13 protein-coding genes and 1 pseudogene are annotated in these 16,543 nt (G+C 57.9%); 6 read left to right on the forward strand and 8 right to left on the reverse strand.

Annotation, left to right across the window (positions count from 1 at the left end):
- Nucleotides 1–201: 201 nt before the first annotated feature.
- The gene (locus tag ACWI8T_RS01695) at nucleotides 202–693 is read right to left on the reverse strand and encodes a hypothetical protein (RefSeq protein WP_449137718.1); all 492 of its coding nucleotides are present in this window, start codon (nucleotides 691–693) and stop codon (nucleotides 202–204) included.
- A gap of 281 nt (nucleotides 694–974) precedes the next feature.
- Nucleotides 975–4,736 carry a hypothetical protein gene (locus ACWI8T_RS01700; RefSeq protein ID WP_449137719.1) on the reverse strand — a complete coding sequence of 1,254 codons (3,762 nt, stop codon included), beginning with the start codon at nucleotides 4,734–4,736 and terminating at the stop codon, nucleotides 975–977.
- Between ACWI8T_RS01700 and ACWI8T_RS01705 the strand changes: the two genes are divergently transcribed.
- Both ACWI8T_RS01705 and ACWI8T_RS01710 read left to right on the forward strand, forming a co-directional pair.
- Nucleotides 4,735–5,484, forward strand: coding sequence for a hypothetical protein (locus tag ACWI8T_RS01705; protein WP_449137720.1), 750 nt, complete (start codon nucleotides 4,735–4,737; stop codon nucleotides 5,482–5,484). The two genes, ACWI8T_RS01700 and ACWI8T_RS01705, sit on opposite strands and share 2 nt — an antisense overlap.
- A 300-nt stretch (nucleotides 5,485–5,784) precedes the next feature.
- A complete protein-coding gene (locus ACWI8T_RS01710; protein WP_337427358.1) occupies nucleotides 5,785–6,018 on the forward strand; it encodes a hypothetical protein in 234 nt (77 codons plus the stop codon).
- A gap of 66 nt (nucleotides 6,019–6,084) precedes the next feature.
- Here the strand turns inward: ACWI8T_RS01710 and ACWI8T_RS01715 are convergent, their stop codons facing one another.
- The 5 genes from ACWI8T_RS01715 to ACWI8T_RS01735 form a co-directional block, all read right to left on the reverse strand.
- Nucleotides 6,085–6,861, reverse strand: coding sequence for an ABC transporter ATP-binding protein (locus tag ACWI8T_RS01715; RefSeq protein ID WP_449137721.1), 777 nt, complete (start codon nucleotides 6,859–6,861; stop codon nucleotides 6,085–6,087).
- A complete protein-coding gene (locus tag ACWI8T_RS01720) occupies nucleotides 6,848–7,888 on the reverse strand; it encodes a FecCD family ABC transporter permease (RefSeq protein WP_449137722.1) in 1,041 nt (346 codons plus the stop codon). The genes ACWI8T_RS01715 and ACWI8T_RS01720 overlap by 14 nt, the downstream gene beginning before the upstream one ends.
- A gap of 8 nt (nucleotides 7,889–7,896) precedes the next feature.
- Nucleotides 7,897–8,889, reverse strand: coding sequence for an ABC transporter substrate-binding protein (locus ACWI8T_RS01725; protein ID WP_449137723.1), 993 nt, complete (start codon nucleotides 8,887–8,889; stop codon nucleotides 7,897–7,899).
- A 30-nt stretch (nucleotides 8,890–8,919) separates the two neighbouring features.
- Nucleotides 8,920–9,939, reverse strand: a complete 1,020-nt coding sequence (nirJ2, locus tag ACWI8T_RS01730) for a putative heme d1 biosynthesis radical SAM protein NirJ2 (protein ID WP_449137724.1) — start codon at nucleotides 9,937–9,939, stop codon at nucleotides 8,920–8,922.
- Nucleotides 9,940–10,030: 91 nt separating this feature from the next.
- On the reverse strand, nucleotides 10,031–10,792 hold the full coding sequence (locus tag ACWI8T_RS01735; protein ID WP_123219974.1) for a MerR family transcriptional regulator: 762 nt from the start codon (nucleotides 10,790–10,792) through the stop codon (nucleotides 10,031–10,033).
- Between the two features lie 678 nt (nucleotides 10,793–11,470).
- On the opposite strand from ACWI8T_RS01735, the gene ACWI8T_RS01740 reads away from it, so the two are divergent.
- The 4 genes from ACWI8T_RS01740 (at nucleotide 11,471) to ACWI8T_RS01755 (ending at nucleotide 16,191) form a co-directional block, all read left to right on the forward strand.
- Entirely contained in the window at nucleotides 11,471–12,256 is a 786-nt protein-coding gene (locus ACWI8T_RS01740; RefSeq protein ID WP_449137725.1) for a ZIP family metal transporter, read from the forward strand.
- 494 nt (nucleotides 12,257–12,750) lie between these two features.
- Complete coding sequence (locus ACWI8T_RS01745) at nucleotides 12,751–13,185, forward strand: GtrA family protein (protein ID WP_449137726.1); 435 nt, start codon at nucleotides 12,751–12,753, stop codon at nucleotides 13,183–13,185.
- Between the two features lie 637 nt (nucleotides 13,186–13,822).
- Nucleotides 13,823–15,010, forward strand: coding sequence for a hypothetical protein (locus ACWI8T_RS01750; RefSeq protein WP_449137727.1), 1,188 nt, complete (start codon nucleotides 13,823–13,825; stop codon nucleotides 15,008–15,010).
- A gap of 710 nt (nucleotides 15,011–15,720) precedes the next feature.
- Nucleotides 15,721–16,191, forward strand: coding sequence for an HAD family hydrolase (locus tag ACWI8T_RS01755; RefSeq protein WP_449137728.1), 471 nt, complete (start codon nucleotides 15,721–15,723; stop codon nucleotides 16,189–16,191).
- 84 nt (nucleotides 16,192–16,275) lie between these two features.
- Here the strand turns inward: ACWI8T_RS01755 and ACWI8T_RS01760 are convergent.
- A pseudogene (locus ACWI8T_RS01760) lies at nucleotides 16,276–16,543 on the reverse strand (iron-containing alcohol dehydrogenase); the annotation flags it as partial.

The raw sequence follows: 16,543 nt of genomic DNA on the forward strand, positions 1-16,543 counted from the left end.
AGAAGGGCGAGAAACGGAAAATGCCGATGGCCGAAGTGAGGGGCTAGAAAGCGGATGGCCAACGAACCAGCTGAGCAGATGCCTGGCCGAGGCGAGGGCGCCCAAGAAAAATGCGATTAAAAAGAAAACGCGTCCAGGATGAATTCTGGACGCGTTTGGTTGTGTTGGCGTTGCACGTTGCGCGCGAAAAGAACGGGCGGCTTAGTAGTAGCCCGTCCACGTGGAGCCGTCGGCTTCCGTTTTAACACCGGGGTCGGCACCGCCGGTCGGCTCGTTGTTGGCGGAATTATTGTTTCCTGCAGAGCCGCCGTTGCCCGAGTTCGAGGTGTTGCCCGATTGGTTGCTCGAGGCGGAACCGTCGGTTTGACCGCCCGAGGTCGAGCTAGAGCCGCTTATGCTCGAGGTTTCGCCACCGGAATTTGACGTGCCAGCGGTTGAGCTGTTCCCTGTGGAGCTGGGGGAATCTTCGAACACTTCCGATGCATCCACTTGGTTGCTGGCAGTGCCGTCGCCCGAAGAAGGTATCGTGCCTGAGCCTTTCGCAGTTGCGTCGGCGGCGACCGCGGCGGCGTTGTCCGATGTAGCTTCGTCTTGGTTCGAGCCGCTCGTTGCCGTAAATGCGACAAGCGCTACGACTGCAACTAAAATTGCTGCGCTCATGCCAATAAGCACATTGCGTTTTCGCGTATCCATAGGTTCGCTTGCCCTTCGTTCAATCACTGGACATTCGTAAGCAAACGAAGGGCAGGCGCAAACCGCCCGCCCTTCGAGTCAATCTCGGTACATTGAGATACTGCAAAGCTCTGCAGGACAGGTCTAGCAGAGCTTTGCGATTATTAGACGATTATTCATAATCGCCCGGGTCACGACCGCTGTCGCCATCAAGGTCAGAGGAGACAATAACGTCGCGATTCTCCAGCTCGATGGTATCCATCTCGGGACTCTCGTATTTCTTTAGCATATTCTTCAACTCTCTACTGGATTGCAGATTTGATGCTCGTAGCATAATTCTTCTCGGCTTTGCTTGCCATGGGGTGCGCAAGAATTGCATCTGCGGTTTCGCTTACCGAAGCCGAATGGTACGTGCTCTCGACGGCTTCAACGGTAGTTCCATCGCTGGTCATGTATTTCACGAATGCCTTCTCAATGAAGTTAGCGGTGTAGAGGCGCGCCTTTACATTATTGAATACCAAGTTCGCTGTGATGGTGCCATCGTCGTTCAAGGCATTATTGTATGCAGCGAAGCGGATGTCGTCACCAGTGGGCGCGCTGAGCCTCTTGTAGTACCAGCCGTTCTCTATATACGTTGCACCTTCGGGGATGGCCTTGGTGTAGCCGAAACGCAGATAAGTGGTCTCACTGGGATCGCCCTTGTCCATTCTCAACGAACGACCCTTATACTTCAGCAAATCGGTGATGTTGACAAACTTGGCATAGGCCGCGCCTTCAACATCGTTTGCGGTGCAAGGAGCCGTGAACGCAGCGTCCTTGTACCAGCCAGCAAACGCCATACCTTCCTGGGCCGGATACGTCCAAGTGGCCTGGTCGCCGCTGCGGTAATCCTGCAGCAGGTACGCGCCTTCGGCAAGCTTGACGCCGTACGTACCGTCGCCGTTGTCGGTAGGAGCGTAACCGGGAGCCAGGTAGCTGGTGTCTTCGCCCTCGGGGGAGACGCTGGGGTCGAAGCCGACGAACGTACCGCCGCTGATGGTGACATTCGCACTGCCGCCCGCATACGCATCATCGATGCAGTTGAACAGATACTTGCTGCTGCCTTCCCACTTCTGGTGCAGATCGAAGGTGCCGCCCTTGACGGACAAGGTGCCCTCCTCCACCTGAACCACGCTGACGTTACCGTAGAAGGTGCCGTTTTCGATGGTCAGGTCGCCCTTCACTACGTTGATGGTGTAGCAGTCGTTCTCCTTGGCATCTATGGTGCCGTCGCCAGTGATGGTCACCTTGGCGCCATTTGTGATGGACAGAATGGCGTTGGCATTATCGCCCCAGATGTCTTTCGTGTTCTTGATGGTCTTGCCGTTCAGATCCAGCGTGATGTCCTTGCTGATGGCCAGTTGGGTGTTCTGCTCGACATCCGTCAGTAGGGTAATGGTTTTGCCCTTTGCATTCAGACGAATCGCATCGGCCAGCGTCTCGTACTTCTTGCTGCCGACCTGGGCAACATAGCTGCCTTCCTTGACGCCATAGGTGCCATCCGCGTTCTTGGTGGGAATGAAGCCATCGGCGCAGTAGTCTTCGGAAATGCTCTTATTAAACGTACCGCCGGAGATCTCGAAGTTGTCAGAAGTGCCCTTGCCGACACCGCGGAAAATGTTCTCCCTAGACATCTTGTTGACGAAGTGGCCGCCGGCAACCCGCGTGATAGCGGTATGGCCTTCCACAACACCAGTCGCGACAACCTGCGGGTGGTTCCACCGTCCTGTGGTGGTCAGACTCTGGATAAACTCGCCGCCAGTGATCGTCGTGTTGCCGTAGGCGAAAACAACGCCCGTATAACCATTCGTTGCATAGCTCAGCTCGAACTTGCCACCGTTGATGGTGAGCGTTGAGTCTTCCTCGCTCTTCACAACGTTCAGACCGCCCGAATACGAACCGCTCTCGATGGTCAGGGTGCCCCAGTTGTCAATCATGGAGGAGCCAGTGTTGCCCGCCGTAGCGGTCACATCCACCAGCGTCAGGTTGGCGTTGCTGTCCTTCGTGACCTCAATGTTGTAGTAGCCGGTGCCGCCCACAACATTGCCGTTCTTCACGGTAACGGTGCCACCCTGCACGGAGACCGTGGCCTTGCCGGCGTTCGTATTCGTCAGCGTCTTGCCGTGCAGATCGAGGGTGACGCTCTTGTTGATTGCCACGTCTTCGGCGGCATCCGTCAGTAACGTGACGGTCTCGCCGTCCTGGGCTGCGTCGATGGCGGCCTGCAGGGTGTCAAACCCCTTCCCTGCAACATACGCTACGCCAGAGGCGACGCCATGCGTACCGTCGGTATTTGCGATGGGAGTACAGCCTTCCGCACACAGGTCGGCGGAGACGGCAGACGAGAACGTGCCGCCGGAAACAGCGACTGTCTTAGCGGAGTTGTCGAAAGCCGACTCCTGTTTGGTCGAGGAATCCCAAGTGTAGGCCTTGATTGCCGCGTTGGCATCCTTAGCCGTGAAGATGCCGCCGGTGATAGCGATTTGGCCAAGGCCCTTGTAGCCGGGACGGTTGACGATAGAAATTGCCGCGCCGTCCTGGATAGCGCCGTCGTTCTCGGTCTTTGCAACCGGGTCGCCCGACACGGTAATCGTGCTGCCGGCGTTAACGTTCAGGTTGCCAGAGCACACCTGCGCGCCCATCGTCTTCGCGTTGATCGTGGAGTTATCGATGGTCAGCGTTCCGCTGCTGGGGAAGTAAATGCCAAAGCCATTGGGAACGTTAAGCGTGCTGTTCTTCAGGACAACGGTGTCGTTCGTGTTGTTGCCATTCGTTTCGACGCCGCTCGTAGCGGTGGTAGACGCCTCAACGCCCTCGAAGGTAAGAGCGGAATTATCGTACTTGATGGTGCCGCCCATAGCAGACGGAATCAAGCCGATGAGCTGCGAGCTCACGATCTTGCCGTTTTTCACTGTAAGCGATGCATCGGAATAATTGATTTCGAACGCCGCAGAGTTTGCATCGGTTCCGGTACACGTCCAGGTGTGGCCATTCAGGTCAACCACACGAGCGATGCTTCCGGAGTTGAACGTGCTGCCCGTAGTGTAGTCGCGCAGCAAGGTGATGGCTTCGCCACTTGCGGTCTGCGCCTTGAACGCTTCGTCCATGGTGTAGTAGCCATTTTCGCCAACCTGCGCAAGGTAAGCTTTTGCCACGCCGAAGGTGCCGTCACCGTTCGGGGTAGCCGCAGAGCCTTCGATCAGATAGCGGGACGGATCGGTGCTGAACGTACCGCCCGTGACCTCGATCGTCGCCTTTGTAGGGTCGTTGGAAGTGGTACCCGTGCTGTAGTCAACCGTGTTCAGCGTGCCATTGACGGTGCCGCCCGTGATGGACACCTTCGCCGGTTTGCCCTCGACGCCGTCGTAAGTCACTGACTCAACATTGTCGTTGACGGTGCCGCCCTGGATCTGAAGGTCAGAGCCGCCTCCGCCGTACGTCCACGTAGAGACCTTGCCGTTGATGACCGCGTTGTCCTTGATGGTGGCGTTCTTCCAGTTCTGAACCGCGTAGCTGTTCGCGGAGTTGATCTCGCCGCCCTTAACGTAAAGGTTGCCGTAGTCACACTTAAGGACGATGAAGTTGTCCTGCGTGAAGGTACCGCCGCTAATGGTCAGGCCTGGTACGCCGGGCTTGCTGTCGTCGCCAACACGAACAAGGGACGCGCCCTTCGTTCCGCCTGCGCCGCTATCGTTCTTGACGTTACCGCTCTGGAAGAACAGCCAGCCGCTATTGCCACCCTGAACGTCGATGACGTAGTGGGAAGAAACGCCGGAGTTCTCTGCGGTGTCCTCGCGCATGATGGTACCGGTCTTGGCCTCGCTGCTGTCCTTGACGGTAACGCGAGCCGTAACGGTCAGCGCAGGCTTGCCCTTCTCGGTACCGCCGTTGAGGGTGTAGCCGTTCAGATCAAGTGTGACGTAGGGCGTGGAGATTGTGACGTTCTCCTTCGTATCGGCCAGCAGCTTCACCGTTGCATTGCGCGACGCAGCGTTAATAGCGTCCTGCAGGCTGGGATATGTCATGCCGTTCACTTCTGCAACTTCTGCTTTGGTGCTCTCTTCGCCAGTCTTGGCTGCAGGGGTCGGTGCTTCGCCTTCAGTTGCTTCGGCTTTTTCGGTTGTGGTTGCAGGTGTCGATGTTTTCTCGCTGGCTGTTGTGTCGCCGGTGTTGCCAGCTGCTTCGGGCTGTGCGGCAAGCGTGTCGTTCGATAAGCCTGCGCCCGCGTCCTCGCCTTCTGCCTGGTTGGCAGGCTGCTCCTGCTCGACCGAGAAAGAGGTGCTCGACGCCGCGTCGTTTTCTGCGGCGAATGCTGCGGTTGGCAACATCATGGGGCACATTGCAACGCTCACCAAGACCGAGATGACTTTGTTTGCATTGCTTGTCTTCATGTCTTCTGCATCTTCCCTTCTGTTTCCCGTGTTTCCGATAATTGTTCTGTATGTCCATTCCCGTCGTTACGGCTTTGACGGGAAATCGTTTTCCAAACCAGGCTCGCGAAATACCGCGCTGCATTCACGCGAAGCATTGGCTCAATGCGCTGACGCGGTGCGCCTCGCGGTTTTCTTGCCAAGTTCAATTCAATTAACTTCAAGGAAAAAAAGAAGGGTACCCCCATGTTTTCAAGGTACCCCCTCTGTCGGCGCAATTCCAATTAAGACGCGCCACTTTGCCAATGACATGCATGGTCTCGCCTTGTTTCGAAACGACGAATTCGCCCGCTTCGAACTTGGCCATGATGTCACCTCGGTTCAAGAACGCTTATGCGTATAAAACATAAAAATAATAACAGAATAATTGCTTTTGAGAGACGGGTACTTCTGTGGCAATCGTCTTTTTTGAGTCAAATGGGCTGAAAATGAGAATGCGGGTGTATGGCGGGTTTCGATCGTTTGTCCGCGCTGAAAGAGAAGTGGGCATTTGTGGCGGTGTTTAAAGGGGCGCCGAGCGCATTTTGCCAATGTCGTTTTTGCTTGCCCCATCAGTTTAGGTTGTCTCCCCTCCTGCTCTTTCCTTTTGATGGGCGGTCGTGCTTTCGTTGGTTCGTGCGATGGCTCGTGGACCAATACGTTCATGGGCAACGACGGCGTGCCCTTCGAAATCGAGCTCACCTGGAACCGTGGACGCGTTGAGCCCTACGAGAATGGTGGCAAAGACACCCATATCGCCTTCGTCGTGGACGACTTTGACGCCGCCCACGAGCTTCATGAAAAGATGGGCTGCATTATTCGCGAGAACCCTCGCATGGGCCTTTATTTCATCGCCGACCCCGAGGGTCAGTGGATTGAGATTCTGCCTGCTCGCTAAGGCGAAATTAACGACGGAATAGCGCAGCACGCGGCGCTGCATGAATTTTCGCCGAGCGAAGCGTTGCTAGGCATCCTCTCGCTCGAACGGTACCCATGCAACGCCGCTCGGCGTTTCGACGTGCTCGAGGCGCACACCGAATGATTGCTCGATTGCACTCTGCACGGCCGCTTCGCCGGGCGCGCCTTGCGCTGCCAAACGCCCGCGTTCCATCACGAATACGGCATCGGCCACCGAAAGCGCCAAGTTCAAATCATGGATTACCGCGATAACCGTTTTGCCACGCTCGCGCACTCGGCGAACGAGGCGCATCATGTCGAAACACGCCGCCGCATCCATGAACGATGTGGGCTCGTCGAGCAACACGACGGGCGTGTCCTGCGCCAGCACCATCGCCATGCGCGCCCGTTGCCGCTGCCCGCCCGATAGGCTTCGCAACGGTCGGTCGCGTAAATCGTAGACGCCCGCAAGAGAAAGCGTCTCGTCAATGCATTGCGCATCGGTCTCGTCGAGTCGAGATAGCGGCCCGTGATGCGGAAACCTTCCGCACGCCGCCAGCTCGCGCACCGTCATCATGGGCGCTTCTTGCTGCTGCACGAGCACGCCCAATCGCCGTGCCCTCTCGCGCGGATTCAACGACGCAACGTCGCGCCCTTGAATAAGCACGCGACCCGAAGCGGGCTTTATAAGCCCCATGGCGAGTTTCGCGAGCGTTGATTTTCCGCACCCGTTCGGTCCAACGATGCAGCTGATCTGCTCTTTCGCGAAAGATGCGGAAAAGCCGTTGAACAGGGTATTTCCGCCGTACCCAAATACGACGTTCTCGAAATCAAGCTCGCCCATCGACCTCCCCTTTCCGCGAACGAAGAATCAAATAGATGAAGAACGGGCCTCCAACGAGCGCCATGCAAATGCCCACGGGAATCTCGAACGGCGCGAACAGCGTGCGCGCGATGGTGTCGCACGCACATACCAGAATGGCGCCCATGATTGGCGAGAGCACCAGCACGCGTCGGTTGTCGTGTCCTGCGACATAGCGCACCACGTGCGGAACGATGAGACCCACGAAGCCGATGAGCCCCGAGAAGCACACCGCCGCGCCCGCCAGCAACGCTGCGAGCGAAAGCAACGCAAGTCGCGTGCAATTCACGTTCAGACCCAGCGCGTGTGCCCCCTCATCGCCGAGTGACAGAATGTTCAGGCGCGTTCCCTGCCCCATGGCTAGAATCAGGCCTGCGCAAATCATGATTCCAGGTATGGCAAGTTCTGACACCATGATACCCGAGAGGCTTCCCACCAAAAAGCCCGACGAATTTACGTACGCATCGGGGTTGAAAATAAGAACGGTGTTCATGCCTGCCGTGAAAATCGCCGTGAGCGCCATGCCTGCGAGCACGATAGTCAAGCGCGAGGCGCCTGCGTACGCCGACACGAAGAACACGAGCAGCGCCGAGGCGAGCGCGCCTAAAAACGCCGCTGCCGCCGATATGCCCAGCGCATGGGGAGCGACGCAGGCGAACAGCAGCACGAACAGACCCGACCCAGCATTCACGCCGATGATGTTTGGGCTGGCCAGGGGGTTGTTGAGCGTCGCCTGAATGAGCGCGCCCGCTTCGGCCAGCGCGGCACCGGCCAGCACGCCGCCCAGCACGCGCGGCACGCGCACGTTCGCCAGCACGTTATTCGCCATGTCGGACGCGTTGCCCGCCACGAACGCCGCCACGTCGGTCGCGCCGATGGCGGACGAGCCCAACGACAGGCTAGCGAACATCACGGCGGCCAACGCCACCAGTGACAGCAGGAACATCGCCCGAAAACGGCGGCCCTCGTGCTTCGGGGCCGCCGCGTTGGTTGTTTGGTTATTGCGCACCGGTCGGCCTATTCGCTATACAGCGCGTCGTAGAGGAACTGATACGCCTGGTCCCAATTGTTGTTGGGCTTGTACTGGAACAGCTTCGGGTCGAGCGTGATCACGCGGTTGTTCTTCACGGCGTCAAGCTGCGCCCATGCGGGGTTGGCCGTCGTTTGGTCTTCGAGCGCCTGCTGCGCCGCCTCGTCGGTGTCGCCCATCGGAAGCAGGAAGATTGTCGTCGGGTTGGCCTCGATCAGGGCTTCAAGGCTGTAGTCGGAAAGCAGGCCCTTGTTGGAGTCGGCGATATTTTCCGCACCCAGCTCGGAAAGCATGACGCCCGTTTGCGTGGAGGACGACTGCACGCGCGTGCCGCCCGAGTACGTGGTGAGCACTACCGCGCTGCCGGCTTGCTTGCCTTCGGCCTTCGCGCGAATCTGTTCAATTTTATCTGCCGGCGCCTGGCCGTTTTCCGCAAATGCCTGCTCGTTGCCCGTGATGTCGCAGCACGTGCGCAGCATGCGCAGGTAATCGTCGAACGTGGACACTTTGAAGTAGGCAACGGGGATGTTCGCCGCGGTGAGCGTGTCGGCGAGCTCGGTTTGCGCAACGCCGCCGCCGCGACCCGAGCTCGATCCCGTGAGAATCACGAAGTCGGGGTTCAGCGCGATGATCGATTCGGCGTTAAGCGAAGAGAAATCGCCGATTTTCTGCGCGTCGGAAGTGATGCCGTAATCGGAAAACGCGTCGTCGGAAGCGCCTACCAGCGTGCCGCCGGCCAGCTCCCAGATATTTGCGAAGCTGCCCATGCCGGCAACCACGCGGTTGTGCGAAGCGACGGTTACCTCGCGGCCCAGATCGTCGGTGAACGTATAGGATTCCTGCGAGGCGGAAGCGGTCGCTTGCGCGTTGTCAGACGCGCTCGAATCAGCCTGCGATGAGCAGCCTGCCAGGGAAAGCGCGCCCACGCCCATGGCGAGCGCGCAAGAAATCGCAATCGTGCCTTGCGCGATTTTCTTCATCGTATGCTCCTTTTGTTATGTTCGGTGGCGCTATTGGCGTTCGCTGGCCGCGGCTTGCTGCGCGTTCTTTCGGCTCCAGGCGCAGTAGTTGTCTTGGCCCAAGATGTCGCCGTCGTGGTAGTACGCGGCGCGGGCGCGACAGCCGCCGCATACGCCCTTGTAGTCGCAGGTTCCGCACGCGCCCTTGTATGCCTGCGTGCGCAGTTTCTGGAATACGGGGCTTTCGTGCCAGATTTCGTCGAAGGGCTGTTTGCGCACGTCGCCGGCGTCTTCGGTCATGTATGCGCATGCGCGCACAATACCTTCGCTGCCCACGACGCAATAGGTCAGGCCCGCCAGGCAGCCGCGCGTGTAACGTGTTTGCACGCCGATTTGTTCTGCAATGCGCATGAACTGCGGTGCGCACGTGGGCTTCACCTCGATGCCTGCGTCGTGGCCGGCGCGCAGGATGTCGGCGAGCAACTGCTCGTTTTGCTCGACGTCGATGCTTTCATCGGAGATGTCTTTGCCGCGGCCGACGGGCACCAGGAAGAAGACCGAATGGTTCATCGCGCCGAGTTCTTTCGCAAATCGCGTGATGTCGCAAATCTCGTTGCGGTTTCTGTCGACCACGGTGGTGTGGATCTGGAACGGCAGGCCGACGCTTTTGCATGCTTCGATGCCCGCAAGCGTGGCCGCGTGGGCGCCGGGCACTCCGCGGAAGATGTCGTGCTTTTCGGCGTCGAGGCTGTCGATGCTAATGCCCATGGCGCAGGCGCCCGCCTCTTTGAGCTTGCGCGCGATTTCGGGCGTGATGAGCGTGCCGTTGCTGCCGAACACCGGGCGCAGGCCGCACGACGCCGCGTGCGCGACCAGCTCGAAAATGTCGTCGCGCATAAGCGGCTCGCCGCCGCTGAAAATCATGATTTTGAAGCCAGCGCGTGCGATTTGAGAAATCATCGTGCGCGCTTCTTCGGTTGAAAGCTCCCTGCTATCGCATTCGTCTGCGTCTTGGTAGCAATGGGCGCACTTCAGGTTGCATCGGTTCGTGGTCATCCACGATACGATCATTGTTCCCCCTTTGATTGAAATTGTGACGGGGAATGACGATAGGCGGCGACGCTACGTCGTGGCCAATACTGCGTTTGACGTAAACGTGTCGTTACGCCTGCGTATTGGCGTTGGCGTGGGAGCAATCGAGCGCGTCTTGCAGGAAGCTGAGCGTGCGGCGTTGAATGCCGGCGTAAAAGTCGCGGCCGTATTGCTTGGGCCCCGAGCTGCGCTGGCACGCGAGGCGCTTCAATCCGGCAAGAGCATGGGGCATGCCGCCTAAGCTGGAGAAGCGAATGGCCAACGCCTTCGCGCGGTCGTCGGTGACTAAAACGCCGTCGTGCATGGCCTCGATGGTGTCGCCCATGAGTTGGTGCCAGCAGATTACTTCTTCGCGTGAAAGCTCGGGAATGGGGCATTCCTCAAGCGCCTCGCCGGTGATGGCCGACCAGAGCATGTCTTCGCGGTCTTGCGCGACGCCCACGGTGGCGGCGAGCTCGCTCCAGTTCGCCTGGTCGCGGTTTGCAAGGTGGGCGCGCAGCCCCTGCACGACGTTCATGTCTCGTAGGATTTTCGCGCTTTCGCGCTCAAGTTCGGCCTCGCGGTGCGCGAGTGCGTCTGTCAATTCTGCCAGCGAGTCGCTTCCCTCGCCTTCCTGAATTTGCGAGAGCGAAAAGCCCAGGTATTTCAGGGTGATGATGCGGTTGAGGCGTTCCTCGTCGGCCGGCGAGTACAGGCGCAGGTTTTGCTCGCCTTTGCAGGTGGGATGGAGCAATCCGCGCTGGTCGTAGTATTGAATGGTGCGCACGGTCACGCCCACGCGCGATGCCAACTCGCCTACCGTCATGAGGCCTCGAGTGCCTTGTTCGCCCATGTTTCCCCCCTGTTTTTGTGTGCGCCAATCGGTTTGCGCCCGTCGGCAGCCATACATGAACACGATGGCTTACGCGAGCAACGCGGCTATGTACGAGCACCGTAGCTATGAGCAAGTCGCCCTCGCGAAGCGGCGTTGCCCAACACGTCCCGATGGCGCGTACGGAACTGGTATCTTCGGCGGACGCCTCGCGTTCGCCACGGTCTGCGTCCGTTGCGGCTCGCGGCCAAAGTGACGTGATGCTGCCGCAGTTTTTGCCCATTTCAAGCTCTGGGATATGACGTTACGTCATCTTCGGCGTTTTGGGCGCCAGGCCCCCTGGGGTTCAGATAATCAACGGGCGCGCGCCCTTCAACTGCGTTGACTGTAGTACACAAATACGCTGCGTGCGGTCTTGCGCTCGTCGTTTCTTTGGAGCGAGCTCGCCGGCGATTGAGCGCGCGATCAAGGGGCGTGTTTTCTTGTGATTCGCCAGCTGCCCCCATGTTAAAGTTAGACTATACTAACAACAATGAGGTTACCTGAATTCACCGATTGCTTCCGCGTTTTTCGCTTTGGAATTGCGGCGTACACGAAGGGCGTTTTCTTCGTTTTCAATTATTCCGCCGTGCCGTGTGCTGCTTGACGGAAGACGGGGTCATATATCGAAGACACAATCGTTCAACAGCCGAAACGGAGGTGAGCCAAATAGAAACGGTTCTCGGAATTCTGATTCCTTTTTTAGGCACGACGCTCGGTGCTGCTTGCGTGTTCTTCATGAAGATGCCGCTTGGGAATTTGGTGCAGCGCTCTCTTGCGGGATTTGCTGCTGGGGTTATGGTTGCGGCGTCGATTTGGAGCCTGCTTATTCCCGCCATCGAACAGTCGACATCCATGGGAAGGTGGTCGTTCTTCCCGGCGCTTGCGGGGTTTTGGGCTGGTGTGCTGTTCCTGCTTATTCTCGACCATCTGATTCCCCACTTGCATGTGGGCAGCGATCAATCGGAGGGGCCGAAAAGCACGCTAAGCCGCACGACGATGATGGTTTTGGCGGTAACCTTGCACAACATTCCCGAAGGAATGGCGGTTGGCGTTATATACGCGGGCTTTCTTGCGGGAAATATGCAGATCACGGCGGCGAGCGCACTGGTTTTGTCGCTTGGCATCGCCATTCAGAATTTCCCAGAAGGCGCGATTATATCGATGCCGTTGCGGGCTGAAGGCACAAGTCGGCGCAAGGCGTTTGCGGGCGGCGTTCTTTCGGGCGCCGTTGAGCCTATCGGCGCAGTTCTCACGATTTTGGCTTCGCAGCTTGTGATTGCGGCGCTTCCGTACCTGTTGAGCTTTGCGGCGGGCGCCATGCTCTATGTCGTGGTTGAGGAGCTTATGCCTGAAGTTTCTCAGGGTAGACATTCAAATTTAGGCACAGTGTTTTTCGCCGTAGGCTTCAGCGTGATGATGGCGCTCGATGTGGCGTTGGGGTAAGGAGCGGACAGAAGCTAGAATTGAGGCAGGGCCATTGCTGACGTCGGATCGCGCGGTTCACGCGGCACCTCCTTCCCGGCCGCAACGAAAAGGTAACGTTTCGACGGGGTTTGCGTGTGAGTTTTAGAATCGCGCCTATGGAAAATGTGCAGGCATATATCTCCAAGAAACAAGCCCCTATTGATGGCGACCGGGATTGTGTCGGTGTCGGGCGATTATGCGCCGACGAAAGAAGGGCTGGGAGTGAGCGGAAAATTTGCATTGGCGACAGACGAACGCACGTCGGTGGGGAACGAGCTGATGCCGTTGCAGAACAAACCGACATCGCCGCGGGACGGCCTACCTCTTGGGCGCGGGCTGGTGTTGCCGCAGAGCAGCTTGGTGTCGAGAGACTGAGCTGCGTTGGCAATGATCCAGCTTCTTGCGGTTGGGCGCGAACCAACGCTGCTCGTGAGCGGGCTGGCTTTGGCGAGGGGTCGGATAACGCCGCCAAAGTGCCGGCAGAGCCATTCTCGCAGCAGCGCGATGACGCCAAAAGACGGACCGATTGGTCGCCTCTCGCTCGTGGCATTCGCCAGGCGTTTATGTATTACGGCGTGTCTATCATGCAGACATTCGTCGAGTTCGGCGTGTTTGCCTTGGCTCAGCTCGCGTTGCCGACGGGCGTTGCGAACGGCATTGCCGTCGCGTGTTCAGGTTCATTCAATTTCCTTATGAACCGCAATATCACGTTCAAGGCGTCGAGCAACTTCTGGCGTAGTGTGGCGCTGTTTGTCGCCCTGTACGTTTGGAACTTCCTGTTCGGCACCTGGTTCATAGGCTGGGCGGCTGCGTCGTTCGGTTGCCCTGAGATGGTCGGTAAATTCATTACCATGGCGATGCAGGGTATTTGGGGCTTCTGCCTGTGCAAATGGGTCATTTTCCGATGAAAGTGCAACGAAGCCGTAGGTTTGCAATGTTTTTGGCGCCGATGCTGCTCTGCCCATCCATGCGGGCTCTTCAAGCGGACGATTAGGTAATCCTCTTTTAGTTGGGGCTTCCAATTATTTTCTTTTTTTTTGGGGGGGGGGTGCGCCATTTTCGCTTGGATCGCGCCGATTTCGCGGCGTCGCTCCAAGCGTGCATTGGGAGCGGGTGGCGAGCGGGTTTTCGAAGATCGCGTCTCGGTCTCGTCGAAAACGTGTCCCGATTTTGGTGATTCTGGCACAAATTTGCGGTTGTGAACGATTTTTCGTCACGCTGAAGGGCTTTTCTGAACGGTTTGAGAATCGCCATGCTTCTGACCTGGTCTTTTGTAGAGCTCTTTTTGTATTCCGAAAAAACCATCGTTCACAACCGCAAATTTGTGCCAAAACGGGAAAGAAACGGACACGTTCATGATAGAGTGCATCGCATAATCCCTAGATGCGGAAGACGCCGGCATTACGGAAGATGCCGTCATCACGGAAGACGTTGCCATTACGGAAGACGACGCCACTATTTCGGAAGACGTCGCCATCGCAGAAACGTCGTTGTCGCCGAAGCTGCATCTGGTGTATTACGAAATCGCCGGAGGAAGAGGCCGCCATGGCTGTTGTGCTCGGAAAGCAAAGTGCTTTGCGCATCTGGGACAGCGTTGTCGCCGGCGGTAACCGTTGCGCGCGCGTTGATTGGAACGCGCCCATTGACCGAGACATGTCTCCCGACCAACGCATTCATGTCACGCCGAACATGCCGGCCGCCAGCCAGGGCGTAACTGCTGCCAACCAAAGCGTGTCTTTCGCGTTCCAGGATGCGCGGGATTATCGTCGCACGCTGGAGCGCGATACAAAAGCTGCCGTCAAATTCCTCGAATCGGCTGTCACGCCTGAGCTCGCGCCAGCCGTAAGGGATCGCTTCTTTTCGGATGGGTCGCCGATTCACACGACCGTGGCGCACGCACGCCTTCGACGCGCGGGAGGCGGAATCGAAACCTCGGTTCGCAAGGGGCCGTTTCATCCGCGGTCATTCATGCGAATCGAAGACGGCCTGTACGTAAGTACGCCGGAAATGGCGTTTTGCGAAATGGCAAGCGTGCTCTCCCTTGAACGGCTCATAGCGCTTGGTTTTGAGCTTTGCGGAACGTACCGCCGCGCTTCAACCTTCGGATTAGCTCAATACGATGCGACCCCGCTCACTTCTCCCGGTGTCCTTGCGTCATTCATCGAGAAGTCACCCCAGTTCAAAGGCGTAAAGAAAGCTCGTCGAGCGCTTCCCCTCATTCTTGCCGGCTCTGCTTCGCCGCGCGAAAGTGACCTTGCCATGCTGTTGTGCCTTCCCTATTCGCTCGGCGGCTATGGTTTGCCGCACCCCACAATGAATGCGGAAATGCCGCTTCCGAAAAATGTGACCGCGACGGGGCGTTCGTCGCTGCGCTGTGATTTGTATTGGCCTGCCGTACGACTCGATGTTGAATACGACAGCGCGGAATTTCACTCCGCGGAGCGCCTGCTTGCGAACGACTCGATGCGACGTATAGCGCTTGAATCCATGGATGTTACGAGCGTCAATTTGACCGCCGAGCATCTGCGTCGGGCTTCGTTGTTTGATGAGGCGGCGCAGGGCATTGCACGAATCCTCGGGAAAAGGGTGCGCCTGCCAGGCGATTTCCGCCTCAAACAAGAGAGGCTTTGGCGAGAGCTTGGAATCGTGTCTTCGGATATGGGCCTTTTGCCGACCATGGGAACGAGCGATTCATCGGAGTTGAATGAAAGGGTTTCGCCGGTGTTGGATTAGAAGTGCTTCATTGGCGCGGGCGATTATTGGCTGCCGCGAATCAATGCAGGCCGATACGGTCCGGCGCGCAAGGCTGATTCAGGCCAGGGCGGCCGAAGTGGTCGGGCAGGTTTGGGCGAGAAGGGCAAGTGTGGCTTAGTTTTTGTCTTGGATTGGGCCGAGCCGATGCGGGCTGCTGCGGGTCGGTATTCGTGCGTTGCCTCGAGTGCTGCTCGCTTCTTGGCGGTTTGCTGCTTTGCGGTTTGTTGCCTGGCCCCTGTTGTTTGTGACTTGGATTTTGTCGCTTGTCGCGCTTCGCTTGCGTCTTGTGCTGCACGCTGCGTGTGGCCTACGGGCGCGCAGCATAGCTCTTCCCCGCTGTACTTTCCCGATCGCCTTCTTCTTTGTGTCCTCGCCGAAATCGTGTCCCGATTTCGACTTTTCTGGCAGAGAATTGCGGTTGTGAACGATTTAAAAGAGGTTTGAAGGCCCTTTAACAAAAACCTATTGTATCGACTTACTTCTGACCTGGTGTTTTACGAATCGCTTCTTTTAAGGAGGCAATTCATATCGTTCACAACCGCAATTTTCTGCCAAAATCTGCGGAAATCGGACATGCTTGGAATGCTGCGCCGTTTTTAACGGGCATCGCAAGTCGGATCGGCTTTGAGCTCGGCATGTTTAGAAAAGCGATAGGCATTCGAGGCCGTGATCGAAAGGAGCCCTGCCCTATGTTGGAAATCGACATCCCCGGACGTGGCACGTTCGGGATTCGCCACGTGGTGTGCGACTACAACGGAACTATTGCCGTCGACGGGCGTCTTATTGAAGGCGTTGCGAGCCGCATTCGAGAAATCGCAGAGTTCGCCCAGGTCAGCGTACTTACGGCTGACACGTTTGGTACAGTGCGTACGGAATGCGACGACCTTCCGGTTGACGTGCGCGTGTTTGCTCGTGACGATGCGAGCGCCTGTAAGGTCACGATTGTGCGCGAGCTCGGCGCCGAAGGTTGCGTGTGCATTGGCAATGGCTTCAACGACATTGCTATGTTCGGCGAAGCTGCGCTTTCGATTGCGATTATGGGGAAAGAAGGCGCATGCGGGAAACTTTTGACGTGCGCCGATGTCGTGGTAACAAACGTGCTCGATGCGTTTGACCTGCTGCTTCGCACCGATCGCCTGCGTGCCACGCTGCGCGGGTGATGCTGCGTGGCGCGCGGCTTAAACTTGACCGCGCGCCGGGGCGTCGCTGCTTCAGACAGCCTCTCCTTTTATAGGCATTGCCCTTTAAAGGCACTGCAGCAAAACGTTGCGCACGTCTTCCTTAGTGAGCGTTTTGTAACCGCCGGTCATAATGAATGTGGCGGCAACGACGTCGTCCAGGTCGGCTTCCGTCACGCCCAGCTCCGCGAGATTCATCGCAACACCCAGTTCACGCATCCACGCTTCCATTGCCGAAAGGCCCGCTTCGGCGAGCTCGCGTTCGCTTTTACCCACAGGGTTGATTCCCCACACGTGCGTCGCGAAACGTTCGAATTTCGGCAACCCGGCATCC

It is taken from the genome of Slackia sp. (assembly GCF_977041755.1).

Excerpts from the sequence above, each read along its gene's own strand:
- ACWI8T_RS01705 (WP_449137720.1), top strand. The coding sequence starts at position 4,735 with ATGCCGTTCACTTCTGCAACTTCTGCTTTGGTGCTCTCTTCGCCAGTC.
- ACWI8T_RS01750 (WP_449137727.1), top strand. The coding sequence starts at position 13,823 with ATGGCTGTTGTGCTCGGAAAGCAAAGTGCTTTGCGCATCTGGGACAGC.
- nirJ2 (WP_449137724.1), bottom strand. The coding sequence starts at position 9,939 with ATGATCGTATCGTGGATGACCACGAACCGATGCAACCTGAAGTGCGCC.
- ACWI8T_RS01710 (WP_337427358.1), top strand. The coding sequence starts at position 5,785 with ATGGGCAACGACGGCGTGCCCTTCGAAATCGAGCTCACCTGGAACCGT.
- ACWI8T_RS01755 (WP_449137728.1), top strand. The coding sequence starts at position 15,721 with ATGTTGGAAATCGACATCCCCGGACGTGGCACGTTCGGGATTCGCCAC.
- ACWI8T_RS01715 (WP_449137721.1), bottom strand. The coding sequence starts at position 6,861 with ATGGGCGAGCTTGATTTCGAGAACGTCGTATTTGGGTACGGCGGAAAT.
- ACWI8T_RS01700 (WP_449137719.1), bottom strand. The coding sequence starts at position 4,736 with ATGACATATCCCAGCCTGCAGGACGCTATTAACGCTGCGTCGCGCAAT.
- ACWI8T_RS01735 (WP_123219974.1), bottom strand. The coding sequence starts at position 10,792 with ATGGGCGAACAAGGCACTCGAGGCCTCATGACGGTAGGCGAGTTGGCA.
- ACWI8T_RS01725 (WP_449137723.1), bottom strand. The coding sequence starts at position 8,889 with ATGAAGAAAATCGCGCAAGGCACGATTGCGATTTCTTGCGCGCTCGCC.
- ACWI8T_RS01695 (WP_449137718.1), bottom strand. The coding sequence starts at position 693 with ATGGATACGCGAAAACGCAATGTGCTTATTGGCATGAGCGCAGCAATT.